Annotated in this window: 21 protein-coding genes and 1 pseudogene; 11 read left to right on the plus strand and 11 right to left on the minus strand. The window is 66.8% G+C overall.

The genetic code is table 11. The features are described from left to right. The first annotated feature begins 258 nt into the window (after positions 1 to 258). Both ASPHE3_RS06160 and sufU read left to right on the plus strand, forming a co-directional pair. Entirely contained in the window at positions 259 to 1,584 is a 1,326-nt protein-coding gene (locus ASPHE3_RS06160; RefSeq protein ID WP_013600368.1) for a cysteine desulfurase, read from the plus strand. 25 nt (positions 1,585 to 1,609) lie between these two features. Further along, positions 1,610 to 2,059, plus strand: coding sequence for a Fe-S cluster assembly sulfur transfer protein SufU (sufU, locus tag ASPHE3_RS06165; protein ID WP_013600369.1), 450 nt, complete (start codon positions 1,610 to 1,612; stop codon positions 2,057 to 2,059). Positions 2,060 to 2,170: 111 nt separating this feature from the next. Here sufU and ASPHE3_RS06170 read toward each other — a convergent pair whose 3' ends face one another. The 3 genes and pseudogenes from ASPHE3_RS06170 to ASPHE3_RS06180 form a co-directional block, all read right to left on the minus strand. Beyond that, positions 2,171 to 2,392 (minus strand): SCO4848 family membrane protein, encoded by a 222-nt coding sequence (locus ASPHE3_RS06170; RefSeq protein ID WP_013600370.1) that lies wholly within the window; start codon positions 2,390 to 2,392, stop codon positions 2,171 to 2,173. 3 nt (positions 2,393 to 2,395) lie between these two features. Continuing rightward, the gene (locus ASPHE3_RS06175; protein ID WP_013600371.1) at positions 2,396 to 2,893 is read right to left on the minus strand and encodes a DUF2505 domain-containing protein; all 498 of its coding nucleotides are present in this window, start codon (positions 2,891 to 2,893) and stop codon (positions 2,396 to 2,398) included. A gap of 43 nt (positions 2,894 to 2,936) precedes the next feature. Beyond that, a pseudogene (locus ASPHE3_RS06180) lies at positions 2,937 to 4,442 on the minus strand (SDR family oxidoreductase). 230 nt (positions 4,443 to 4,672) lie between these two features. On the opposite strand from ASPHE3_RS06180, the gene mfd reads away from it, so the two are divergent. Beyond that, positions 4,673 to 8,338: a transcription-repair coupling factor gene (mfd, locus tag ASPHE3_RS06185; RefSeq protein WP_013600372.1), complete on the plus strand. Its 3,666-nt coding sequence runs from the start codon at positions 4,673 to 4,675 to the stop codon at positions 8,336 to 8,338. A 6-nt stretch (positions 8,339 to 8,344) separates the two neighbouring features. Beyond that, positions 8,345 to 9,157, plus strand: coding sequence for a metal-dependent hydrolase (locus ASPHE3_RS06190; protein ID WP_013600373.1), 813 nt, complete (start codon positions 8,345 to 8,347; stop codon positions 9,155 to 9,157). A 133-nt stretch (positions 9,158 to 9,290) separates the two neighbouring features. On the opposite strand, the gene ASPHE3_RS06195 is transcribed toward ASPHE3_RS06190, so the two are convergent. The 6 genes from ASPHE3_RS06195 to nirB all read right to left on the minus strand — a co-directional run bounded on the left by ASPHE3_RS06195 (position 9,291) and on the right by nirB (position 16,317). Then, on the minus strand, positions 9,291 to 9,554 hold the full coding sequence (locus ASPHE3_RS06195) for a hypothetical protein (protein ID WP_013600374.1): 264 nt from the start codon (positions 9,552 to 9,554) through the stop codon (positions 9,291 to 9,293). Positions 9,555 to 9,606: 52 nt separating this feature from the next. Further along, positions 9,607 to 10,332 carry a deoxyribose-phosphate aldolase gene (gene deoC, locus ASPHE3_RS06200; RefSeq protein ID WP_013600375.1) on the minus strand — a complete coding sequence of 242 codons (726 nt, stop codon included), beginning with the start codon at positions 10,330 to 10,332 and terminating at the stop codon, positions 9,607 to 9,609. Positions 10,333 to 10,506: 174 nt separating this feature from the next. Next, positions 10,507 to 11,337: an FAD-dependent oxidoreductase gene (locus tag ASPHE3_RS06205; protein ID WP_041652635.1), complete on the minus strand. Its 831-nt coding sequence runs from the start codon at positions 11,335 to 11,337 to the stop codon at positions 10,507 to 10,509. A 149-nt stretch (positions 11,338 to 11,486) separates the two neighbouring features. Next, complete coding sequence (locus ASPHE3_RS06210) at positions 11,487 to 12,635, minus strand: uroporphyrinogen-III synthase (protein WP_013600377.1); 1,149 nt, start codon at positions 12,633 to 12,635, stop codon at positions 11,487 to 11,489. A 14-nt stretch (positions 12,636 to 12,649) separates the two neighbouring features. After that, positions 12,650 to 13,684 carry a uroporphyrinogen-III C-methyltransferase gene (gene cobA, locus ASPHE3_RS06215; RefSeq protein WP_013600378.1) on the minus strand — a complete coding sequence of 345 codons (1,035 nt, stop codon included), beginning with the start codon at positions 13,682 to 13,684 and terminating at the stop codon, positions 12,650 to 12,652. Between the two features lie 2 nt (positions 13,685 to 13,686). Continuing rightward, positions 13,687 to 16,317, minus strand: coding sequence for a nitrite reductase large subunit NirB (gene nirB / locus ASPHE3_RS06220; protein ID WP_013600379.1), 2,631 nt, complete (start codon positions 16,315 to 16,317; stop codon positions 13,687 to 13,689). A 275-nt stretch (positions 16,318 to 16,592) separates the two neighbouring features. Here nirB and nirD point away from each other — a divergent pair, with 275 nt between their 5' ends. Further along, on the plus strand, positions 16,593 to 16,967 hold the full coding sequence (gene nirD, locus ASPHE3_RS06225; protein ID WP_013600380.1) for a nitrite reductase small subunit NirD: 375 nt from the start codon (positions 16,593 to 16,595) through the stop codon (positions 16,965 to 16,967). A 6-nt stretch (positions 16,968 to 16,973) separates the two neighbouring features. Here the strand turns inward: nirD and ASPHE3_RS06230 are convergent, their stop codons facing one another. Both ASPHE3_RS06230 and ASPHE3_RS06235 read right to left on the minus strand, forming a co-directional pair. After that, the gene (locus ASPHE3_RS06230) at positions 16,974 to 18,734 is read right to left on the minus strand and encodes a phospho-sugar mutase (protein WP_174266588.1); all 1,761 of its coding nucleotides are present in this window, start codon (positions 18,732 to 18,734) and stop codon (positions 16,974 to 16,976) included. 102 nt (positions 18,735 to 18,836) lie between these two features. Next, positions 18,837 to 19,655, minus strand: coding sequence for a purine-nucleoside phosphorylase (locus ASPHE3_RS06235; RefSeq protein ID WP_013600382.1), 819 nt, complete (start codon positions 19,653 to 19,655; stop codon positions 18,837 to 18,839). Positions 19,656 to 19,758: 103 nt separating this feature from the next. On the opposite strand from ASPHE3_RS06235, the gene ASPHE3_RS06240 reads away from it, so the two are divergent. The 6 genes from ASPHE3_RS06240 (at position 19,759) to ASPHE3_RS22415 (ending at position 24,741) form a co-directional block, all read left to right on the plus strand. Continuing rightward, positions 19,759 to 21,174, plus strand: coding sequence for an NAD(P)H-quinone dehydrogenase (locus tag ASPHE3_RS06240; RefSeq protein WP_013600383.1), 1,416 nt, complete (start codon positions 19,759 to 19,761; stop codon positions 21,172 to 21,174). Positions 21,175 to 21,223: 49 nt separating this feature from the next. Continuing rightward, positions 21,224 to 21,982 carry a prolipoprotein diacylglyceryl transferase gene (locus ASPHE3_RS06245; protein WP_013600384.1) on the plus strand — a complete coding sequence of 253 codons (759 nt, stop codon included), beginning with the start codon at positions 21,224 to 21,226 and terminating at the stop codon, positions 21,980 to 21,982. After that, positions 21,979 to 22,305 (plus strand): hypothetical protein, encoded by a 327-nt coding sequence (locus ASPHE3_RS06250; RefSeq protein ID WP_013600385.1) that lies wholly within the window; start codon positions 21,979 to 21,981, stop codon positions 22,303 to 22,305. The genes ASPHE3_RS06245 and ASPHE3_RS06250 overlap by 4 nt, the downstream gene beginning before the upstream one ends. A gap of 75 nt (positions 22,306 to 22,380) precedes the next feature. Then, positions 22,381 to 22,740 carry a hypothetical protein gene (locus ASPHE3_RS06255; protein WP_041652004.1) on the plus strand — a complete coding sequence of 120 codons (360 nt, stop codon included), beginning with the start codon at positions 22,381 to 22,383 and terminating at the stop codon, positions 22,738 to 22,740. Between the two features lie 16 nt (positions 22,741 to 22,756). After that, positions 22,757 to 24,346 (plus strand): radical SAM protein, encoded by a 1,590-nt coding sequence (locus ASPHE3_RS06260; protein WP_013600387.1) that lies wholly within the window; start codon positions 22,757 to 22,759, stop codon positions 24,344 to 24,346. Between the two features lie 20 nt (positions 24,347 to 24,366). Then, the gene (locus tag ASPHE3_RS22415) at positions 24,367 to 24,741 is read left to right on the plus strand and encodes a hypothetical protein (protein ID WP_013600388.1); all 375 of its coding nucleotides are present in this window, start codon (positions 24,367 to 24,369) and stop codon (positions 24,739 to 24,741) included. Positions 24,742 to 24,759: the final 18 nt, after the last annotated feature.

Below are 24,759 nucleotides of genomic sequence, written 5' to 3' on the forward strand. Positions count from 1 at the left end.
AAGCGGCAGGAAAACAGCCGCAATGCACGGCCCCAGCAGTACAAGGCCTCGCAAGTTTCCGGTCCAAGGGACCGGGTAAGACGGGGCCGGCGACGTCAGAGTCTTCTGAGACCGAGACTCTCCCCCCAGCCGTCGCCGGCCCTCCGCTCCGCGGGCTGAAGCCCGGAGCGGCTGTGGCGGCTGCCCCTCCAGGGCGGCCGCCACAGCCGTGCTGTGGGACAATTGAGTGTCATTTGTTGGCATCTCAAGGAGTACATCTTGGCCGTAGTAACCACGCCTGCCACGCTGGAACGCGCTTTGCCGGCCATGGACGACGCCGAGGTCCTCCGCATCCGCAACGACTTCCCGGCCCTGAACCAGGAGGTCAACGGCCAGCCGCTGGTGTACCTGGACTCGGGGGCGACCTCCCAAAACCCGCTGAGCGTGATCGAAGCCGAGCAGGAATTCTACGAACAGCGCAACGCAGCGGTGCACCGGGGTGCACACCACCTTGCCGTGGAGGCCACGGAAGCCTTCGAGGACGCACGCCAAACGGTTGCGGACTTCGTCGGCGCGGACTATTCCGAGACCATCTGGACGTCCAACGCCACGGAAGGGATCAACCTCCTGGCCTACGCGCTGTCCAGCGCTGGGCTCTGGGCTGCCCAGGGCAGGGGCGATGCCCGGCTTAGGGAGCTTGCACTGAACCCGGGTGACGAAATCGTGGTCACCGAGATGGAACACCACGCCAATCTCATCCCCTGGCAGGAATTGGCCTTCCGGACAGGGGCAACACTGCGCCATATCCCCGTCGACGACGCCGGACGCCTCCGGATGGACGCCGCCGGGGAGATCATCGGCAGCAGGACCCGGTTGGTCGCGTTCACCCACGCCTCGAACGTCCTGGGCACCATCAACCCCGTCGCCGACCTGGTAGGCCTGGCGCGGCGGTCGGGCGCCATGGTGGTTTTGGACGCCTGCCAGTCCGCCCCACACCTGCCGCTGGACGTCAAGGAGTTGGACGTTGACTTCGCCGTTTTCTCCGGCCACAAGATGCTCGCCCCCACCGGAATCGGGGTGCTGTACGGCAAGCAGGAGATCCTGGATGTCCTCCCGCCCTTCCTGACCGGCGGTTCGATGATCACCACCGTCACCATGGAACGCGCGGAATATCTGCCTGCACCCCAGCGCTTCGAAGCGGGAACCCAGCGGATTTCCCAAGCGGTAGCCCTTGCCGCAGCTGTGAACTACCTTACGGAGACCGGGCTAGACCGGATCCATCAGTGGGAAACCGCGCTTGGGCAGCGCATGGTGGCCGGCCTTGAGGCCATCCCCGGCATCCGCGTCCTTGGCCCCGCGGCGGGGGAGGAACGCATCGGGCTTGCCGCGTTCGACGTCGAAGGGGTGCACGCGCATGACGTCGGACAGTTCCTCGACTCGCGCGGAATTGCCGTGCGTGTTGGCCACCACTGCGCCCAGCCGCTGCACCGCCGGCTCGGCCTCACCGCCACCAGCCGGGCCAGCGCCTACCTCTACAACACGACGAACGACGTCGACCAATTCCTGGATGCCGTGGCCGGCGTGCGGGCCTATTTCCGCGCCTAGCACGAAGACGACCGAAGGTAACACCATGAGTCTTGACAGCCTGTACCAGCAGATCATCCTGGACCATTCAAAGGCCCGGCACGGCAGTGGGCTCGCCGCAACGGAGCCCCCGGCCGGCGCGTCCACCGGCCAGTCGCACCAGCTCAACCCCGTGTGCGGGGACGAGGTGACGCTGCGGCTTGCCGTGGAAAACGGGAAAGTGGCGCAGGTGTCCTGGGACGGGGCAGGCTGCTCCATCTCCATGGCGTCGGCTTCCGTGCTGAGTGAACTGGCAGAAGGAATGACGGTTGATGAGCTGCACCAGGCCATCGACAGTTTTCGCGAAGTCCTCCGTTCCCGGGGCAAGATCCACGCAGATCCCGAACTTTTGGGCGATGCTGCCGCGTTCGAGGGTGTGGCCCGGTACGCGGCACGCGTGAAGTGCGCCATGATTTCCTGGGTGGCCGCAGAGGACGCACTTAACCAGGCGGCGTAGCTTCCAGGGCTTCCCTGGTCACTACGGTTAGAAGCGAAAGGCCCTCGTCCCGATGGGAGGAGGGCCTTTCGCGCAATTATGGAGCTGCCACATTTTGGAGCTGCCTCAGAGCTAGCCAACCAGCCCCATCACGCCAATGACGGCCGTGGCCGCGCCCAGCACCATGGAGATGCTTACGAGCACCACATGGACGGTGAGGAATTTGGTCGCTTTGCCGGCCGAGTCACGGGCACGCGGGTCCTTCATGACCCTGCGCAGGAACTGCGGCCAGACCACCAGGGACCACACGCCGGCGACGACCAGGACCAGGGCGGCGAAGAGGGGCAGTTCCACGGACTAGTGGCTTTCCAGCCAGGCCTGGGCCTGCTGCGCCTGCAGGTTCAGGGCTTTGGCGACCATCGGCTCAGCGGCATCCGCGATCTTGCCGCCCAGGAACGGCACGGAGGACTTGACCTCGCCTTCGAGCTCAACGCGGGTTCCTGCAGCCTCTGCCACCAGCCGCTGGACAGCGGTGACGTCTACGGGAGCGCCGGCGATCTTGAGGGAGATGTTGCTCTGGCGGGAGCCGTCGGCGGCGGGTGCGTCCCAGCTTTCCACCTGGGTCACCTTCAAGTGCTCGCCCACGAATTTCCGGGCGATTTCCGGGAGGCGCGTGGTGGGCAGGGTCCGGACGGACGTTGCGCTGAAGGCACCGGCAACGTCGCCGTCAACCGTGAAGGACTCCAGGGAGCCGCCCACCAGCTGGCTGACGTGGCGCTGGAAGTCCTCGTTCACCAGCACAGCGGCAACGCTGCTGACGGAATGGGGAAGGGTGGTAGTTGCGCTCAGCGCCATGTGTCCTCCTGGGACGTGGGGAACGGATTAGGCCTCAAACATCCTACGGGGTGATCGGGGCGGGCTCCGCATCGACCAGCTTCCGGGCAGCGCTGGTGATGTTCCGGGCCATGGCCGGAAAGATCAGGCTGTGGAACGGGAGGACGGCCAGCCAGTACAGCCGCCCGCTCAGGCCCTTGGGGAAAAAGATGGCCCGCTGCCGGTAACGGCTGCCGCTGCCGTCGGGTTCCACGGACAGTTCCAGCCAGGCGCGTCCGGGCGCCCGCATTTCTGCCCGGAGCCGCAGCAGCTTCCCCCGGTCGATCCGTTCCACCCGCCACCAGTCCACCACTTCACCGGCAGCCAGGGTGTGCGGGTGCCGGCGCCCCCGCAGGAGTCCGGCGCCGCCGGTCAGCTTGTCCAGCCAGCCGCGCACCTGCCACGCCAGCGGAAGGGAGTACCAGCCGTTCCGGCCGCCGATTCCCTCGATCACGGTCCAGACATGGGCAGGGTCAACGTCCCCGTGGAAAGTGCGCTCGTCGATGTACACCTTGTGGCCCGCCCAGTCTGGGTCGCTGGGCAGCGGGTCGGAGTCAACACCGGCGTTGGCCCACGTGGTCTCCACCTGGCCGTCACGTTCCTTACCCAAAGCCAGGGCGACGGCCGTGCGGTAGTCGGTGAGGCCGCCGTCGGGCAGTGGGATGTACTGGTCAATGTCATGTTCGTTGGACACGGCGTCGTGCTGCAGGGACTGGACCAGCGGCACCGCCATGGAGAGCGGGATGGGTGTTGTCAGTGCCACCCACAGGCCTGCGAGCTTTGGCGCCGGCACGGGCAGCGCCAGGACCACCCGGTACGGGAGGCCCGCTTCCGCGGCGTATTCCTTCATCATCCCTGCGTAGGTGAGCACCTGCCGCGAGCCGATGTCGAAGGTCCGGTTGATGCTGCCTTCCAGCGAGGCTGCCGAGACCAGGTAGTACAGGACGTCCCGCACTGCGATGGCCTCGATCCTGTTCCGTACCCAGCTGGGCGCGGGCATCAGCGGCAGCGTCTCGGAGAGGTGGCGGATCATTTCGAAGGAGGCCGAACCGGAACCGATGACCACGCCTGCCTGGAAGACGACCGCGTCCACCGGACCGTCAAGGAAGACCTTGCCCACGGCCTCCCGTGATCGCATGTGGGTGGAGAGCTCAACGTTCTAGGGGTGCAGGCCGCCCAGATAAATGATTCTGGCCACGCCCGCCGCCGCTGCTGCCTCCGCAGCGGTCTGCGCCATGGCTTTTTCCTTCGCCTCGAACCCCGTCCCGGCTGCCATGGAATGCACCAGGTAGTAGAAAACGTCGACGCCGGCCAGCGCCTTTTGGAGGGCATCGCCGTCGTCGAGGCTGCTTTCCACTACCTCCACCTGGTCCCGCCACGGCACGCCGGCGATCTTGCCTGGGGACCGCACCAGGACCTTGACCGTGTGGCCGGCCTCCAGGAGCCTGGGCACCAGGCGGCCGCCGATATAGCCGGTGGCTCCGGTGACAAGGACTGTTTGGGGTGAACGCTGGGCATTGATTCCGGTCATGCGGGACTCCTGTTCGTCCTTAGCGGTTCGGAGCGGCGGGCTGCGGGGACGGCCGGAAACGGGGAGAACATTCCCCGGCCACGGCCTACCTGCCTGCCCTTCACCCACACTAGCCCCGTCCCGGCCCGCGTTGTCCGTGCTGCGCGGTAGGCTGGGTTTACCCGGGATTCGCAGCGAATTTCGGGTTTTCGCGTTGCCTGCTTTCCGCTGAAACCACAGGAGCTTCTGCCATGAGCCTTCCCGGCCCGTCCCACCACGGCCCGTCGCTGGACGGTCTGCGCCGTGCACTCGCCGCAGACCAGACCTTCGCGCGCGTGCGCGCAGAGGCTGCCCGCGGGTTCGCGGTCCGGGGCCAGGACTACCAGATCAGCGCACCCGCCGGGCTGCGCGCGGTACTCCTCGCCGAAATGGCGGACGGGATAGCCGCTGCCTCCGCAGGGGAAGGGCCCGACGGCGGAGGGTCCGGCGTCGTGCTGGCCGTCACCGCCACGGGACGCGAGGCTGAGGACCTGGCCGCGGCATTGCGCGCCTACCTTCCCGCCGACTGCGTTGCGGAGTTTCCCAGTTGGGAGACCCTGCCGCACGAGCGCCTCTCGCCCCGTTCGGATACCGTGGGCCGCCGCCTGTCGGTGCTGCGCCGGCTGGCGCACCCGGAAAGCTCCGCGGCGGGTCCCCTCCGTGTGGTGGTGGCTCCCGTCCGCGCCGTGGTCCAGCCGGTGGTGGCCGGCCTGGGCGAGCTGGTCCCGGTCACCCTGAAAGTGGGTCAGGAGAAACCTTTCGGCGACGTGGTCCGTAGCTTGGCCGACGCCGCATACGCCCGGGTGGACATGGTGACCCACCGCGGCGAGTTCGCAGTCCGCGGCGGCATCATCGACGTCTTCCCGCCTACGGAGGACCACCCCATCCGGGTCGAGTTCTTCGGCGATGAGGTGGACCAGATGCGCTGGTTCGCGGTAGCAGACCAGCGCTCGCTGTCCTCGCCCGGCCTTCACCATCCCACCGAACTGCATGCCCCGCCGTGCCGCGAGATCCTCATCACCCCGTCCGTGATGTCCCGCGCCGCCACGCTCAAGTCCCAACTTCCGGCCGCGGCTGACATGCTGGAGAAAATCGCCGGCGGCATCGCCGTGGAGGGCATGGAATCCCTGGCACCGGTGCTGGTGGACTCCATGGTCCCGTTCGTGGAACAGCTTCCTGCCGGGTCTATTTCCGTCATTATCGAGCCGGAGAAAGTCCGCACCCGGGCCCACGATCTCGCGGCCACCAACGAGGAGTTCCTTGAGGCGGCCTGGTCCACAGCTTCCGACGGCGGTGCGGCCCCGCTCGACCTGAGCTCGCAGGCAACTGCCGCCCTCCACTCCGCCAGCTTCCGCTCCCTGACGGAGACCCGGACCTCCTCGCTGGAGCATGGCGTGTCCTGGTGGTCCATCACCTCCCTTGCCCAGGACGAGGAACTGCTGCCGGACATCGACGTCCTGAACCTGCACGCCCGCGAACCACGGGGCTACCAGGGTGACGTGGCGGAAATGATGGACTTCATTGGATCCCATGTGCGGGACCAATGGCGGATCGTCGTCGCCACCGAAGGTCCCGGGCCGGCCCAGCGCCTGGCGGAGCTGTTTCACGAAAACGACATCCCGTGTGCCCGCGTGGACAGCCTGGACCACGAGCCCCAGGCGGGGATCATCGAGGTGACCACCGCCGTCGTCGGACGCGGTTTTGTCCTGGACGGGCTCAAACTGGGCCTGCTCACCGAAGCCGACCTGCTGGGCAGGACGTCCGCCGGGTCCACCAAGGACATGCGCCGCATGCCCTCCAAGCGGCGCAACGCGGTGGACCCGCTGCAGCTCGTGGCGGGCGACCATGTGGTCCACGAGCAGCACGGCATTGGAAAGTTCGTGGAGCTGATCCAGCGCAAGGTAGCCGGCGGCGGTGACGGCGTGCGTGAATACCTCGTCCTGGAGTACGCGCCGTCCAAGCGGGGCGCCCCGGGGGACAGGCTGTTCGTCCCCACGGACCAGCTGGACCAGGTGACCCGCTACGTCGGCGGGGATACCCCTGTGCTGAGCAAGATGGGCGGTGCGGACTGGGCCAGTACCAAGTCCAAGGCACGCAAGGCCGTCAAGGAGATCGCCGGCGAGCTGATCCGCCTCTACTCGGCCCGGATGGCGTCCCGGGGGCATGCCTTTGGGCCGGACACGCCCTGGCAGCGGGAACTGGAGGAGGCCTTCCCGTACGTGGAGACGCCGGACCAGCTGACCACCATCAACGAGGTCAAAGCCGACATGGAGCGGGAAATCCCCATGGACCGCCTGGTTTCCGGCGACGTGGGCTACGGCAAGACCGAGATCGCGGTGCGGGCGGCGTTCAAGGCGGTCCAGGACGGCAAGCAGGTGGCTGTGCTGGTGCCCACCACCCTGCTCGCACAGCAGCACTACGAAACGTTCACCGAGCGGTTCTCCGGCTTCCCGCTGCGCGTGAAGCCGCTCTCCCGGTTCCAGGCGTCCAAGGAGGCGAAGGAAACGGCGGAGGGCGTCAAGAACGGCACCGTGGACGTGGTGATCGGCACCCACCGCCTGCTGTCCAAGGACTTCGAGTTCAAGGACCTGGGCCTGGTCATCGTGGACGAGGAGCAGCGCTTCGGGGTGGAGCACAAGGAAGCCTTGAAGAAAATGCGCACCAACGTGGACGTCCTCGCCATGAGCGCCACGCCCATTCCGCGCACCCTGGAGATGTCCCTGACCGGAATCCGGGAAACCTCCACCCTGGCCACGCCGCCGGAAGAACGCCACCCGGTCCTGACCTACGTGGGCCCGTACACGGATAAGCAGACCTCAGCCGCGATCCGCCGCGAGCTCATGCGCGAAGGGCAGGTCTTCTTCGTCCACAACCGCGTGTCCACCATCGAACGCACGGCCGCCAAGATCCGCGAGCTGGTGCCCGAGGCACGGGTGGAGGTGGCGCACGGCAAAATGTCCGAGAGCCGCCTGGAGCAGATCATCGTGGACTTCTGGGAGAAGCGCTTTGACGTGCTGGTGTGCACCACCATCATCGAAACCGGACTGGACATCTCCAACGCGAACACCCTGATCGTGGACGGTGCGGACAAATACGGCCTGTCCCAGCTGCACCAGCTCCGCGGACGCGTGGGCCGCGGCCGGGAACGCGCCTACGCCTACTTCCTGTACCCGTCGGAAAAACCGCTGGGCGAGGTGGCGCTGGAGCGGCTCAAGGCCGTGGCCACCCACAATGAGCTCGGTGCCGGCATGCAGCTGGCCATGAAGGACCTGGAGATCAGGGGTGCCGGCAACCTGCTCGGGGGCGAGCAGTCAGGGCACATCCAGGGTGTGGGCTTCGATTTGTACATCCGGCTGGTGGGCGAGGCAGTTGCTGACTACCGTGGTGAGGCCGAGGAGAAGGCCGCCGAGATGAAGATCGAGCTGCCGGTCAATGCGCACCTGCCGCATGACTACGTGCCGGGGGAGCGGCTGCGGCTGGAGGCCTACCGGAAGCTCGCCTCCGCCCTTACCAACGAGGCCATCGACGAGGTGCTGGCCGAGCTGGTGGACCGCTACGGCGAGCCGCCGCTGCCCGCCCGCAACCTGGTGGACGTGGCGCGCTTCCGGGTGGGGGCTCGGGAAGCCGGCCTGTCCGACGTAGCGCTGCAGGGCAACTTCATCAAGTTCTCGCCCGCCCAGCTGCCGGAGTCCAAGATCATGCGGCTGACGCGGATGTACCCTGGTTCCCAGTCCAAGCCTGCCCTCGACGCAGTGCTGATTCCCAAGCCGAAGACGGCAAGGATCGGCGGGCGGGACCTGCAGGACGCGGAAATCCTGGAGTGGGCCAACGGCGTCATCCGGAACATTTTCTCGGACGCGCCATTGGCGGTGAGCTAGCACTTGATGGGAGGACACCACGCCGCGTCGGGAGCCGCGGCGTGGGTAGCTATTGCCTCAACGGGCCCGTATACGCTCGGCTGGTACCCGCTGGATGCCACCGGGATCCTGATCGGCGGGATGGCGACGGCGGGAACGGCCCTGGTGTGCGACTGGGACCACCGGCACAGTACGGTGGCGAACTCCTTGCCGCCGCTGTCCAACGTGATCGCCGTCGGGATCGAGAACGCCAGCGGCGGGCACCGCCAGGGCACGCACTCGGTCCTCGGGGCGGCTTTCTTCGTGCTGTTGGCCACGCTGGCCGGGCAGGTCCAGCTGCAGACCGAGTGGGGGCTGCTGTCCGTAGGCGCGGGACTGTTGTGCATGTTCATGATCAACATCGCGGCCAAGGCCCTGAAACTGTTTCCCAAGGCAGGGTTCATCAGCAACTGGCTCTTTGCGCTGACCATGGCGGGGCTGGTCACCTGGTTCGCGCCGGACCAGTGGACCTGGCTTCCGGTTTCCATGCTGACCGGCGTGGTGGTCCATATCGTGGGGGACCTCATCACCACGGGCGGCGTGCCCCTGCTGTGGCCGTTGGTGGTGCGGCCGCCCAAGGCCCTGCGGCGGATGCCGCTGCTGCGCCAGGTCTGGCGGCCCAACGGCGCCTTGTCCCTGCCGCTGCTGGGCCGTGCCGGTTCGAAACGCGAGTGGCTTGTGCTGATCCCCGTCAGCGCCTACGCCATGGTGGGCATGTGCGTGGCTGCCTGGTCCATCGGCCACAGCCACTGGGGGCGTGCGGCAGAGGCCGCACTGGCCTGGGCCAGGCTCTGGCTGTAGCCCTTACGTTCTGGCCGGACAAATGACGGAACCCCCGGACAGTGTCCAGGGGTTCCGTGATACCCAAGTGGGTAGCAGGAAGTGTCGTTTTGGAGCGTCAAAACGACACTTAGCGCTACCTGGTTGGGGTGGCTTAGTGTTCGCCTGCGGAGTCGGAGCGTCCGAGGATGCTCTGCGGGATCCAGAACGCAAGGGCGAACAGCCCCAGGCACACCGCCATCGGCCAGGGGTTGTCCAGGGTGAGGAAGGACAGCGAGTAGATGGCTCCGAAGAACAGCGCGATCATGACAGCGAAAAGAACGATGCTCGTTCCGAGCTTGTTCTCGTTCTGCGGGGTCTGCACAAACCCTTCGTGGGACGTTGAGCCTTCGCTGGACCCGCTAATCTTGCTCGACATTCGTTTCCTCCTCGCCCCGCGGGGCTCAATCTGTGGCGGCGTCCGGTTGCCGTCAGTAGGCGGATGAACCCTGTTCACCCTTGACGATTGCGATCCCGGAGCTGGCACCAATACGTGTTGCACCTGCTGCAATCATAGCCTGCGCGTCCTCGAGGGAACGCACCCCGCCGGAGGCCTTGACGCCCAGGCCCGGGCCGACTGTCTTACGCATCAGGGCAATGTCCTCGACGGTTGCGCCGCCGCCGTTGAACCCCGTTGATGTCTTCACGAAGTCCGCGCCCGCCGCCACGGCTGCCTCGCAGGCCAGGACTTTCTGGCTGTCCGAGAGCAGGCCGGTTTCGATGATCACCTTCAGGATGGCCCCGCCCGCGTGTACTGCCTCGGCCACCGGGGTGATGTCGTCGATGAGCGCGCCTTTATCCCCGGCCCTGGCGGCGGCAATATTGATCACCATGTCCACCTCGTCGGCCCCGTCCAGCACGGCACCACGGGCCTCGAACGTCTTGACGTCCGTGGGCGTGGCGCCAAGGGGGAACCCCACCACGGAGCAGGTGAGGACGCCGGAGCCCTTGAGGGCGTTCTTCACCGTCTTGACCCAGATCGGGTTGACGCAGACCGACTTGAAGCCGTACTCCGCCGCTTCGGCACAGACCTTCAGGACGTCCGCCTCACCGGCCTCCGGCTTCAGCAGGGTGTGGTCGATGAAGGATGCGATGCTGCCGGAACCGGCGGTGCCGGCGGCATCTGCCTGAACGGAAGGGGTGGCTTCGTTGCTCATGATGGTCCTCTCCAGGGGCCGGGGGGCCGGTGCGCTTGTGACGCCCGCGCGTTTCCGGAACCATCTTGCCACACGCCATGGCTACCAAAACCCACCCGGACTAACGGCAACGCGAGGTCACTTTCGGCCCTGTCCGAGGGGATCATTGGGCCGGGCGTGACCCCGCGTTGCTGTTCAGGCAGCCGTCAGCAGTTGGGTGGCGCAGGCGCCCGCAGCGGAAGCCGCGGCAACCAGCAGGCCCAGCCGGACGCCGTCGAACGCCGCAGCATCACCGATGGCCCAGATCCCCGGAACCGATGTGCGGAAGTCGTCGCTGATGACGATCCCTCCGTTGGCAGCGGTCCGCAGGCCGGCGCTTGCGGCGAGGCCGTCCCGGGAGACCCGCTCCTCCGCCAGGACCACAAGGTCGCCGTTCATGCTGCTGCCGTCCTCGAATATGACGGCGGACGCGGCGGGTGCGCCGGCGGAGAGTGAGGGCACGACGGCGGCCGGGCGGGCTGTGGTGCGGATGGGCCGTACCCCCCGGGCGCGCAGGACCGCTTCAGCCTGGCCCGCTGCGGCCCCCGTGCCCACCAGGATTCCCAGCGGACGCCGGCCCAGTTCCCGGGCCACCGCACTGACGGCTTCGCCGATGCGGGCGGCGTCGTCGATGGTGGAGTAGCTCAGGCACTGGGCCGCTCCTTTCACCGGAGCGGCAACCGGCGCCGAGCCGGTGGCAATGACCAGCTGGTCGTAGGCGAATTCCATGCCGTCCGCCGTGGCAACGGTCCGGTTGGCGGCGTCGATGTGGCTTGCCGGCTGGCCGAACCGGACGGAGACCTGGGGGAGCATCGCCAGCTCCAGCAGCGCCTCCGGGGTGTCGTCCCGGTTGCTCAGCACGGTGATGCTGCCGGTGAACCGGGCCCGGTCCAGCTGGCTGACAAGTGCCTGCGCGGCAGGACCGGCTCCGGCAATGACGATGCGGGTGCCGGAAGTGGTGGACGTGGAGGGTGCCGGAGCGGACATGTGCTGGCCCTTTCGCTGGCGGCCGGAAAGCGGCCGGAACTTCATGATGGAACCCAGCGTAGGCTCCCACTTTTTCCGGGGTGTTTCCCGCCCGTTGCAGGTTGAACGCAGGGCGTTCGCCAATGTTTACCAGCCAGTAATGCCGTGGGTCACACGCGGATCCGGTAGCCGCGCTTCACCACTGTCTCCACCAGCCGTCCGTCCGGGAGAGAGGACCGCAGCCGGCTGACGGTCATGTCCAGTGCGTGGACGGAGCCGCGGAGTTCCAGCAGGTCGGACAGCGATTCGCGGGACAGGACCGCCCCGCCGGCGCCGAGGAGCGCGCGGAGCAGCAGCAGCGGGGCGGGTGCCAGTTCCACGGGCTGGCCGTCGATGCGCAGGCTGCGGCCGCGGAGCTCGATATTGCCTGACCTGGTATCCAGCCGCCGGACGTGGTTCAGGGCAAGGTGCTCGCACACCAGCCTGATCAATGCGCCCATGCGGAAGCGTTCCGGGATGAGCGGCGTCACCCCCGCGTCCAGGAGGGGCTGGGCCGTGACAGGTCCCACCACGGCGGTGGTGACGCTGGTCTTGAGGGTGTCTATCAGCTGCTTGTAGACGCCCATCTCGTGCGCGGTGCTCCAGAGGGCGTCGACGGCGGGGGCACTGGTGAAGGTGAGGACGTCAAGGTTTCCGCTGCACACGGCTTCGATGAGGCGGGGGAGCTTGTCCTCGCCGTCAGGCTTGACCCAGCGGTAGGGGGTGACCGTGAGCACGGTGGCCCCGGACATGCGGAGGCGCTCAAGCTGCCTGACGTCGGTGTAGCCGTGCAGCTGCACGGCCACTGTCTTGCCCCGGACGCCCTCGGCCAGCAGCATGTCCACCAGTGTTGCGGTGGTCTCGTCGCTGCTGATTCCGACGTCGGCAAGGCCGGCCGCGCGCACGGCGCCGCGGGCTTTGGGTCCCCGGACAAACATCCGGCAATTGCCCAGGACCTCCAGCAGCTGCTCACCGATGCCGAAGGAATCCGCGGCCTCGCACCAGCGGCGCATTCCGTAGGCGGTGGTGGCGATGCAGAGGTCCGGCCTGGCCTCGATGATGGCCCTCGTATCCTCGATGAGCCGCATGTCCTCCTGCACGGGGGCGATCTTCAGCGCGGGGGCGTGCAGTACCTCGGCTCCACGCCGTTCCAGGGCCTCGATGAGGTCGCTGGAGCGGCGGTCGGAGGTGACGCCGATGCGGAAACCCTCCAAGGGCGATTCGGCAGTGTCCGGTACTTCTTCAACCCGCGGAGCGTCGGCAGGGGCAAGTGCAGTCATGGGGGTCAATCCTTTCACGAACCCAGCAGCGAGGCCGCCAGCCGGTCCAGGTCGGCGGCGGCCTCGGCATGACCGCGGTTGGCCTCAGCCACCCGAACCACCTCGCCGATGACCAGTACGGCAGGGTTGCTGCAGCCGGCAGCCGCCGAGGCGATGGTGCCCAGGTCGGCAATGGTGGTGCGCTGTCCGGGCCGGTATCCGCGCTCCACGACTGCCATGGGCATGTCGGGCCGCATCCCGGCCCGGCGCAGTCCTGCGGCGAGCTGGTGCAACGTGCCGATGCCCATCAGCACAACGATCGTGCCGCCCAGCCCGGCAAGGTGCTGGTGCTCCTTCTCGGTCAGTGGGGCGTGCCCGGAAACCACGGTGAACATGTGGCTGACTTCCCGGTGCGTGACCGGGATTCCTGCGGCGGCCGGAACCGAGATGGCGCTGGTGACCCCGGAGATGACGCGGACTTTGACGCCGGCTGCCACACAGGCTGCAACTTCCTCGCCGCCCCGGCCGAAGACGTAGGGGTCTCCGCCCTTGAGCCGGACCACGTTGTTGCCGGCCAATGCGCTTTCCACCATGAGCTTTTCAATGTCGCACTGGCTGACCTTGTGGTGGCCCGGCTTCTTGCCAACGTCCACAAGCTCGGCCGAGGTCAGGGAAGGGAGCTCCTGGTACGGCGCCAGCCGGTCGTAGAACACCACGTCGGCGTCGCGAAGGGCCTTGATGGCGGCGATGGTGAGGAGTTCGGTGGTGCCGGGGCCGCCGCCCACCAGGGTCACCTGGCCGGGAGCACCCGCGGCGGGTTCGGCGGCAACGGGAATGCCGGCTGCGCGGCACCGGTCCAGGAGGTTCTCCCAGCCGGGCTGTCCGTCGTCCACCGCGGCCACCAGGAACGGGCGTTCGGGCAGCGGTCCGTCATGTCCTGCCCCCTGGGGGCTGCTCAGGCGGGAGACGACGGCGCCCGCGGCTTCGTAGCGGCGGACCGCCTGGCGGGCAGCGTGGTCCGAGCCGGTGACCAGGACTTCCCGGCCGGTCAGGTCAATGCTGAGCTGCATGCCTATACCTCGCTCTCGTTGCCGGTGCGTACGGGGATGGAGGCGCCGATGAGGACCTTGCCCTTCTCCTCGGGCGTGGCAGGGCGCATCTGGCCGCGCTCGTCGGGGACGAAGGTGATGGAATCGTCCTTCTGGTCAGGGGCGTTGACGAAGGAGCGGAACCGGCGAAGGCGCTCGGGGTCCTTCAGGGTGTCTGCCCATTCGTCGATGTAGGTGTCCACGTGCTTGGCCATGGCAGCTTCGAGGTCCGCGGCGATGCCCAGGGTGTCCTTCACGACGACGTCCTCGACGTGCTTGATGCCGCCGTCGAGCTCTTCCTGCCAGCGTGCGGTGCGCTGGAGCCGGTCCGCGGTGCGGATGTAGTACATGAAGTAGCGGTCGATGTACTTGATCAGCGTTTCGTCGTCGAGGTCCTTGGCCAGCAGCTGGGCGTGGGCCGGGGTGGCGCCGCCGTTGCCGCCGACGTACAGGTTCCAGCCGTCGGCGGTGGCGATGACGCCCACGTCCTTGCCCCGGGCCTCGGCGCATTCGCGGGCACAGCCGGAGACGCCCATCTTGAGCTTGTGCGGGCTGCGGAGGCCGCGGTAACGCAGTTCCAGCTGGATGGCCATGGCTACCGAATCCTGGACGCCGAACCGGCACCAGGTGGAACCCACGCACGACTTCACGGTGCGCAGGCTCTTGCCGTAGGCCTGGCCGGATTCGAAGCCGGCGTCCACCAGTTCCTTCCAGATTTCCGGCAGTTGCTCCAGCCGGGCGCCGAACATGTCGATCCGCTGCCCGCCGGTGATCTTGGTGTACAGGTTGTACTTTTCGGCGACGGCGGCGATCACGCCGAGCTTCTTGGGAGTGATTTCGCCGCCGGCAATGCGCGGGACAACCGAGTAGGTGCCGTCCTTCTGCATGTTGGCCAGGGCACGGTCGTTGGTGTCCTGCAGGGTGCCGCGGCCGGCGTCCAGAACGTAGGCGCTGTTCTGGCTGGCCAGGATGTTGGCGATGGTTGGCTTGCAGATGTCGCAGCCGGCGCCGGTGCCGTACTTGGCCATGATCTCCTCGAAGGAGGTCAGTTCCAGGACGCGGATGGCGTCGAACAGTTCCTGGCGGGACAGTTCGATGTGTTCGCAGAGGGCCTTGGAGACCTCGACGCCGGACTTGGTCAGTTCGGTTTCCAGCAGCTTCTTCAGCATGGGGACGCAGGAACCACACTGGGTACCGGCACGGGTGCAGCCCTTGAGCTCGCCGAGTTCCTGGACGGGTGCGTTGCCTTCGCAGGCGCCGCAGCCGTTGATGGTGTCCCGGATGGTCCCGGCTGTGACGTTGTTGCAGGAGCAGAGGGTGGCGTCGTCGGGCAGTTCGGTCTCGGGGGCCTCGCCGCCGCCGGCGGCGCTGAGGAACGCGCCGGGCTCGGCGGGGAGTTCCCGGCCCAGCAGGGGGCGCAGGCTCATGTACGGTGAGGCGTCGCCGACGAAGATGCCGCCCAGGAGGGTCTTGGCGTCGTCCGTGGTGACGATCTTCTGGTACACGCCGCGGGCCGGGTCTGCGTAGACGATCTCGAGCGCGTGCTCGGTCTTGGCGAAGGCGTCCCCAAAGCTGGCAACGTCCACGCCGGAGAGCTTCAGCTTGGTGGCGGTGTCGAAGCCGGGGAAGGTGGCGTCGCCGCCGTGAAGCCGGTCCGCGACGATTTCGGCCATGGTGTTGGCGGGGGCCACCAGGCCAAGGCACATGCCGCCGAAGTTGGCTACCTCGCCGATGGCCCAGATTCCGGGTACCTCGGTGGCGCAGAAGTCATTGATGACCACGCCGCCGCGCTGGCCCAGGCTGAACACCTGCTCTTCGCCTTCGGCGGCGCGGAAAAGCTCGTCCCGCGGCCGGACGCCGATGGCCACGATCACGATGTCCGCGTCGATGACCCGGCCGTCAGCCATGAGGACTCCGGTGACCTGGCCGTCGTCGTCGGAAATAACCTCGGACGGGAAGACGCCGCCGTGGACTTCAAAGCCCTTGGCCTTGATGAGGCGGCCCATCGCCTGGCCTGCGCCTTCGTCAAGCTGGGTGGCCATCAGCCACTGCGACCCGTCGATGACGATCGGGTTGGCGCCCAGCTGTTCGGTGCCGGCGGCCGATTCGAGCCCGAGCAGCCCGCCGCCGATGGTGACGGCGTTGACCTTGCGGCCCAGCTTTTCGCGCAGTTCCGCGATGGCCTTGTTGATGGCCCAGACATCCTCCAGGGTCCGGTAGACGTGCGTCTTGTCAGCGCCGGGGATGGGAAGGCGGGCGGCATTGGAACCGGTGGCCACCACCAGTTCGTCATAGTCGAAGACGTTGCCGGCAGCCGTTTCCACGCTCTTGGCCTCGGCGTTGATCTTAATGACCCGCTCGCCGGTTTTCAGTTCCAGGGACGGGTGGTCCCACATGGAGGCCGTGCCAAGGGTCAGGTCAACGTCCTTGTCAGTGAGGGCCTTGGACAATGCGACCCGGTCATAGGGAAGGTGGACCTCTTCGGTGAGCACCGTGACATGCCAGCCATCGAGGCCACGGGCGTGCATCGCGTCGGCAAAGCGGTGGGCTGCCGGGCCGCCACCGGCGACGACGATGCGGCGCGGAGTCTCTGTACGGGAAGTCTGTTCGGTCACTGATGGGCCTTTCGCATGGGCCGCAGGCAGTTTTCCCTGCAGCCTTCTCTGACGAGCTGTCCATCCAGACTAGGAAGCCGCAGTTTCGCTTCAGTTTCCCGATTGTTTCGTCAACTTAACTTCTGCATCACGAACGCATTTCCGGGGACGTGAGGTGTCTTTTACCCGCTGGACACATTGGCTGCATGCCTTTGAAACACCCGGAGCCTAGCGTGGAACACGGCCGCAGAAGGGGCCATGGAGAAGGACTATACGCACAGGGAGAGGGGCCGGACATGACGGCAACACTGGAACTTGGGGCACTTGAAGCCGGCCTGGACGAGGCCGCATCCGGCTGGCACAGCGTCTGCGCCGTGGACGACCTGGAACCGGCCTGGGGTGAAGCCGCCCTGATCGCTGGACGCCAGGTTGCCCTGTTCCGTACGGGCGCCGCCCAGGTTTTCGCGGTGTCCCACGAGGACCCGGCGACCGGAGCGCACGTCATGGCCCGGGGCATCCTGGGCTCGAAGGGCACCCGTCCCACCATCGCCTCGCCCCTGCACAAAGAGGTCTACGACCTGGAAACCGGTGAATGCTTCAGCACCCCGGGCCTGGGCCTGGCGACCTTCCGCACGCGGATCGTTGACGGCATCATCGAGGTCCAGCTGTAGCTGGACCTACAGTCCCAGGGCTTCGCTGACGTCCCGCAGCACCTCATCCAGTGCCGCCCGCACCGACTGCCGGGCCGCGGGCAGTTCCGCCGCCGAACCCACCTGGTGGATCACTTCCAGGTAGCACTTGAGCTTGGGCTCGGTGCCGCTGGGGCGGATGATCACCCGGGTCAGGTCGCGGGTGACGTACAGCAGGCCGTCGGTGGGAGGCAGCTGGTCCGTACCTTCGGCAAGGTCGGTGTAAACCTCCACTGAGGAGGACCCGAACGTCTCCGGCGGGGAAACACGAAGCCGGTTCATCATGGCGTCAAGGAGCCCCAGGTCCGCCACCCTGATACTCAGCTGGTCGCTGGCGTGCAGGCCGTGCTGGAGGTAGAGCTCGTCCAACGTGTCAAAAACGGTCTTGCCCTCGGCCTTGGCGGCAGCTGCGAGTTCCGCGATCAGCAGTGCGGCGGAGATGCCGTCCTTGTCCCGCACCAGGTCCGGGGCCACACAGTAACCCAGGGCTTCCTCGTAGCCGTACACCAGGCCGGGCACCCGGGAAATCCACTTGAACCCGGTCAGTGTTTCCTGGTGGGCGTACCCTGCTGCCGCCGCGATGCGGGCCAGCAGCCGCGAAGAAACGATTGAACTGGCGAACACTCCTGTAGCGCTTTCCTCCGCGCCGCCGTCGTCCGCCCCTCTGCCTGCCGCGCGACGTGCCGCCACATGCGCGCCCAGCAGCGCACCCACTTCATCCCCGCGCAGCATCCGCCACGCGCCGGTGTCCGGGTCCTTGGCGGCAACGGCTGCCCGGTCGGCGTCCGGATCGTTGGCAATCACAATGTCCGCGGCGTGCTGCTCGGCAGCCTGGAGCGCCAGGTCAAGGGCGCCCGGTTCTTCCGGGTTCGGGAAGCTGACAGTGGGGAAATCGGGGTCCGGGTCGGCCTGCTCCGCCACCAGGGTGATGTCCTTGAAACCTGCGGCCTTGAGCACGCCCAGGGCAGTCTCGCCACCCACGCCGTGCAACGGGGTGAGGACGATGCGCAGGTCGCGCGCGGGGAAGTGCTCCGGGAGGGCAAGCGCTGCGACGGCCGCCTCGTAGCCGGCAGCAAGGCTTCCATCCAGGACCGTCCAGCCGTCACGGGCCAGGCTGATCGTTTCAATGGGCCCTGCGGCGTTGATCCGGGCGGCGATATCGGCGTCGAAGGGGGTCACGATCTGGGCGCCGTTCCCGCTGTCCGGGACAGCGTGCCGGCCCAGGTACACCTTGTAGCCGTTGTCCTGCGGGGGGTTGTGGCTTGCGGTCACCATGACTCCGCCGTCACACTCCAGGGCCCGGACGGCGTAAGCCAGCACGGGAGTGGGAAGCGCCGACGGCATCAGGAAGGTCTCAATCCCGGCTGCCGTGAAGATGGCGGCGGTTTCCTGCGCGAAGACGTCCGAGTTGTGCCGGGCATCGTAGCCGACGACGGCGCGGGGCCGGGTCCCGGGGGAGGCCTCGCCTACCGCCGAGCGCAGGAAGTCCGCAAGCCCCGCAGCTGCGCGGCGCACCACCACCCGGTTCATCCGGTTCGGTCCCGGGCCCAGGGCGGCACGGAGGCCGGCCGTGCCAAACTGCAGCGTGCCGCGGAAGCTGTCCTCCAGTTCCTGCCGGGCGGCCGGGGCGCCCTCCTCCACCAGCCGCACGAGCTCAAGGAGGGATGCCGAGGTCACGGGATCCGGGTCTTTGGCAGCCCATTCGCGGGCTTCAGTGAGCAGGCGGAAATCGGCATCGGAAGACGTCATGGGCATAAACCTATCGTCATTGCTCCTTGAGTTCCTGCAACGCGGGGTCAGATGATGCGCATGACGGGCCCCGGATGGGGCCGGAAACGACCCCGTGTCTTTTCAGAGCCGGGCAATGATTTCGGCCAGCAGCTTTGAAATCCGCGGACCCGCGGCCTCACCGGATTCGAGGACTTCCTGGTGGCTCAACGGCTGGGGGCTGATTCCGGCGGCAAGGTTGGTGACCAGGGAGATGCCGAACACCTCCATCCCGGCGTGCCGCCCGGCGATGGCCTCCAGCGCCGTTGACATGCCCACCAGGTCGGCACCGATGCGCTTGGCATACTGCACCTCGGCAGGCGTTTCGTAGTGCGGGCCGGGGAACTGTGCGTACACGCCCTCGTCCAGGGTGGCGTCAACTTCCCGGGCAAGTTCCCGGATGCGTGCGGAGTAGAGGTCCGTCAGGTCCACGAACGTTGCACCCTCCAGCGGGGAAGCCGCGGTGAGGTTGATGTGGTCACTGATCAGCACCGGGGTGCCCGGGGACCACTTTTCCTGCAGCCCGCCGCAGCCGTTGGTGAGCACCAGGGTTTTGCAGCCTGCGGCCGCCGCTGCACGGATCCCGTGGACGACTGCCCGTACGCCCTTGCCCTCGTAATAGTGGGTCCGTGCGCCCAGGACCAGTGCCCTTTTGCCGCCCTTGGTCAGCACCGAGCGGAGGGTGCCCACGTGTCCTTCCACGGCAGGGGCGTGGAAGCCCGGAACCTCCTCGGCCGAGAGGGTGGCTGTGGTTTCGCCGATCAGCTCAGCTGCCTCGCCCCAGCCGGAGCCGAGCACCAGGGCGACGTCGTGGCTGTCCACGCCGGTTTCCTCGGCGATGTAGTCGGCAGCGGCGCGGGCGGCCGCGAAGGGATCGGTGTTCAGGAAGTCAGTTGTACTCACCAGTACAAGCTATCCTGCCGCCCGTGATGGCGCCCACCCTGCGGTTTTCCTGAGAGAGCGTTTTCTTTGGCGGAGCGTGCAGGATGCAGGAGAATAGGGAATTGTGACTACGCATCCAGATTTCAGTTCCCCCCGGATCGCAATCCTGGGAGGTGGTCCGGGCGGATACGAAGCCGCCATGGTGGCCGCCTCGCTGGGTGCGCAGGTCACCATCATCGAACGGGCCGGCCTCGGCGGATCGGCCGTGCTGACGGATGTGGTGCCTTCCAAGACCCTCATCGCCACGGCGGACCTCATGACGCGCGTGGGCGAGGCAGGGGAGTTGGGCGTGAAGTTCGACGTCGACGGCGGCGACTTCGTACCGGTCATGCGGGCAGACCTCAAGCACATTAACCACAGGCTCCTAAACCTGGCCCGCAGCCAGTCAAAGGACATCCACGACGGCCTGGAGCACCAGGGCGTGCGGATCCTGGCAGGATCCGGCCGGCTGCTGGATGACCACACCATCGAGGTGCTGACAGCGGAAGGCACTGAAATCATAGAGGCGGACACCATTCTCCTTGCGGTGGGCGCCCACCCGCGCGAACTCGCCACGGCCCGCCCGGACGGCGAACGCATCCTCAACTGGACACAGATTTACGACCTCGATGAGCTGCCCGAGGACCTGATCGTGGTGGGGTCCGGTGTTACCGGGGCAGAGTTCGCTTCCGCCTACAACGGCCTGGGTTCGAAGGTGACACTGATTTCCAGCCGCGACCGTGTGCTTCCCGGATCCGACGTGGACGCGGCGGTGGTGCTGGAAGAGGTCTTCGAGCGCCGCGGCGTCCGGGTCCTGTCCCGTTCCCGCGCGGAGACCGTGGAGCGCACGGACGACGGCGTGCTGGTCACCCTGAGCGACGGTTCCAAGGTGACGGGCAGCCACTGCCTGCTGTGCCTGGGGTCCATCCCGAACACGGCGGGGATCGGCCTCGAGGAGGCCGGCGTGGCGCTGAGCGAGAGCGGCCATATCAAGGTCGACGGCGTTTCACGCACCTCAGCCCCGAACATCTACGCTGCAGGCGACTGCACCGGAGTGCTCCCGCTTGCTTCCGTGGCAGCAATGCAGGGACGCATTGCGGTGGCGCACTTCATGGGCGACACGGTCACCCCGCTCAAGCTGCACCAGGTGGCCTCGAACATCTTCACCTCGCCGGAAATTGCCAATGTTGGCGTTTCCGAGGCCGAGATCGACTCCGGCAAGTACCAGGGCGACGTCATCAAACTCTCCCTGCGCAGCAACGCCAGGGCCAAGATGCGCAACCACCGGGACGGCTTCGTCAAGATTTTCGCCCGCAAGGGCTCAGGCACCGTCATCGGCGGGGTGGTCGTGGGACCGAACGCTTCCGAACTGATCTTTCCGATCTCCATCGCCGTGAAGCAGAAGCTGCACGTCGACGACGTTGCCAGCACTTTCACCGTCTACCCCTCCCTGAGCGGTTCCATCTCGGAAGCGGCCCGGCGCCTGCACGTCCACCTGTAAGGGCCGAAAGGCCCCCTGTAGAGCGGCACTGCCTTGTTACACTCTGCTCATGATCGAGCTTCCCTTCGCGGGAAACGGGCCGGTGCATGCCGCCTTTCTCGGGCTGGGAATCCTTTCAGCCCTGCTGTTCTACGCCTATGAGAAGCGCCGCCGCGGGCTGTCCGATCCCAGACTTTGGCCGATTGCAGGATTCGCGGTGGCCTTCGGGGCCATCGGCTCAAGGGTGCTCACGTGGGACTTTTCCCGCGGGGTTTCGTTGGCTGAGTGGTGGGGCAATGGTGACCGGAGTATCCTGGCGGGCCTTGTCGGGGCCTGGCTTGGCGTCCTCCTGGCGAAACGGCTGACGGGGTACCGGGAGAAGACCGGTGATCTCATCGCACCCGCGGTTGCCCTGGCGCTGATCATTGGGCGGGTGGGCTGCCTCCTCACCGAGTTGCCCGGGACTCCGACCGGCGGCGCGTGGGGGATTGTCCTCACCCCCGCGCAGGCTGCTCTGGTGAACGGATCCCCTGGCGTGGGGCTGCATCCGTCCTTTGCCTATGAGATTGCCTTCCATCTTGCGGCGTTCGGGGCAATGTGGCGTTTTCGGGACAGCCTGCCTCATCCTGGCGACCTCTTCATCTGCTACGTGGCTTCCTACGCCCTGTTCCGCTTCGGCGTGGAGTTCGTCCGCGGCAATGAAGTGCTCTGGCTGGGGATGAGCCGGCCGCAATGGTTCCTGTTGGCTGTCCTCCCTTTGCTGTTCTGGCGGATGCAGCGGGTGTTCGGGAAACCACTCCGCCCAACGATGGAAGGAACAGCGGCATGAGCGAGGACAGCAGTCCGTCGGGCGAGGAGGAGCCCCCTGAACCGGCGGTCGGCTCCATGGGGCTCGGAATCCTCCTGGGGGCAGTGGCCCTCTACGGCCTCTATCTCGTGGTGCCGGTTGTTTTCGGTGGACCATATGGCGTGCGCTTCCTGACCGGGCCGTCCACCTTCGTTCCAATCGCCGTCTACCTGGCGATAGCCATTGTGCTGGCGGTCAGGCCCCGCACGGCCCGGTGGGGTGCGGGGCTGCTGATTGGCCTGGGAATATTTACCCTGCTCGGTGGCGGCCTCTGTGTCTCATTCCTCGCTGGGGTGAGAGCCTGAGATGACCATGCTGTTCCGGCGGATGCATCGGGTCTTCGGGAAACCGGTCCGCCCCACGATGGAAGGAGCAGCGGCATGACTGAGGACACCCCCGACGTTCCCCGAAACCCGCCTCCAGCTGGCCCAGGACATGGTCCACAGCAGCCAGCCAGCGGCGGCTCGATAGGCGCGGGAGTCCTACTTGGTGCCTTCGCGCTCTATGCCCTCTACGTGAGCGCGACGATGCCCGCCGGTGGACCCACGATGTGGCCCGCCAGCTACCTTGGGGGAGCAGTTGCCTTCGCACCGGTTGCCGCCTACCTGGCGATAGCCATTGTCCTTGCGGTAACGAAAAAGACATCGCGTTTCGGCGCGGGGATGCTTATCGGGCTCGGGATTTTCCTGCTGCTCGGAGGCGGACTCTGCATCGGATCCCTTGCTCAGTTGGGAATCTAGGATGGTTTCATCGCCTTTGCGTTCCGCACGCACACTGCCCGGCCCGGGCCAGCCGCTCCGCGGCGACCGGATCCACCGGTACGTCACAGCCTTCTGCCCGCACTGCCACGAGACAAACCCTCCGCTCGCGCAGGTACGGCGCCTCTCCGGGGTGCTGCTGGTCCGCGATGGCCGGGTGTGGCTGGAACGTGGTTGCCCGGACCACGGCCTTGTGAGCACCCTCTATGACGAATCTCCCGAGATCCTGCGCTACCTGGAGAAGTGGCAGGCGCCGACCAAGCAGCACGTCCCGGACCAGGCCGGCAATTACCGCCAGATCCCGGAGGCCTACGCCTACGGCCTGCCCGCCATGCAGACGCAGCACACGTGCATCCTCCTGCAGGACATCATTGAACACTGCAACCTGCGCTGCCCCACCTGCTTCACCGCCTCCGGCCCGCAGCTGCAGGGAGTCGCGCCGCTGAGCGAAGTGCTCGCGAACGTCGACACCCGCCTCTCCCGGGAGAACGGGCGCCTGGACGTGCTGATGCTCTCCGGCGGAGAGCCCACGCTGTATCCCCATCTGGCCGAACTTTTGGATGAGCTCGTGGCCCGGCCAATCGTCCGGATCATGGTGAACAGCAACGGGATGCTGATCGCCACCGATGATGAATTGCTTTCGCTGCTGGCCAGGCACCGGGACCGGGTGGAGGTGTACCTCCAGTACGACGGCCCGTCCAAAGAAGCATCCATCCACCACCGAGGGGGAGACCTGACCCGTTTCAAGGACCTGGCCATTTCACGTCTGTCCGAAGCGGGCATTTTCACCACCCTGACCATGACGGCAGCCCTCGGCATCAACGACGGCGAGGTCGGCGCCGTCGTCATGCGGGCCCTGGAAACCCCGTTCGTGGGCGGGGTTGCGCTGCAGCCGGTGTTCGGGTCCGGGCGCGGCCACGGCATCGATCCCACGGACCGGCTCACCCACACCGGTGTCCTTGACAGGCTCGCCGGGCAGACCGGCGGTGTGGTTTCCTGGCACGACCTGACTGCACTCCCGTGCTCCCACCCGCACTGTGCATCGGTGGGGTACATGCTGAAGGACGATGCCGGAGTCTGGAGGTCACTCGCGGCGCTCATCGGGCATGATCAGCTGCTTGCCTGGCTGGAACTCAATCCTGACAGCATCGCCAACCGCATCGCCGATTCCGCGATCCCGCTTGAGCTGCGCAACCTCATGAAGTCCTCCCTGCTGGACCTGCTGAGCGAGCAATCCTCACTGTCCCATCCGCGGACCATGGACCTCTGGAAGAACATCTGCACCCAGTGCGACCTCGGCATCGGCACACTCACCACATTGGCTGCCGGCAAGCTGCCGGGCCAGCAGCAACGGCTGCGCCGGCTCCTCGCAGAGCGGGTCACCAGGATCATGGTGAAACCGTTCATGGATATTTCCACAATGATCGAGGAACGGCTCACCCAATGCTGCGTCCACGTGGGCACCAAGAGCGACGCCGGTGATCACCAGTGTGCTCCCTTCTGTGCTGTTCAGGCGTGGCCGGCATTGGCGCGTCAGCGAATGAGCACAGCCACGGGCCGGGAACTCCTCCCGGTCCGCCAGCTTTGAGCCAGTGACAGGGAGGAAAGATGGGTTCCGCATCGGATGCCAGACGTATTGCAGCCGGGCCATTGCCGTCCCAGCTGATGCGCTCCAAGCATGCAGGCCGTCACGGACACAAGCCTGACCCTGAATCTGAACCGCAGTCCACGGCTCCCTTCGATCCGCTGCGGCTGTGCATCTTCGCCACCATCGCCCTGCTCGGCTGGGTTGCCGGTCCGGCAGCACTCACGGTCTTCGCAGCCATCGGATTCGCAGGGTACTGGAAAGCGCGACGGAAGGGCCTGACCAGGTCGAAATGCTATCTCCGGGACACCAGGCTGGTGCTGACCTACCTGGGCATCCTGCTCGGCGCCGGGCTGTGGGGGCTGTATGTACTGGCGGCCCGATTACTGGGCCTGTGAGGTCTGGACCCGCCAAGT

Source organism: Pseudarthrobacter phenanthrenivorans Sphe3 (genome assembly GCF_000189535.1).
GTDB classification, from domain to species: domain Bacteria; phylum Actinomycetota; class Actinomycetes; order Actinomycetales; family Micrococcaceae; genus Arthrobacter; species Arthrobacter phenanthrenivorans.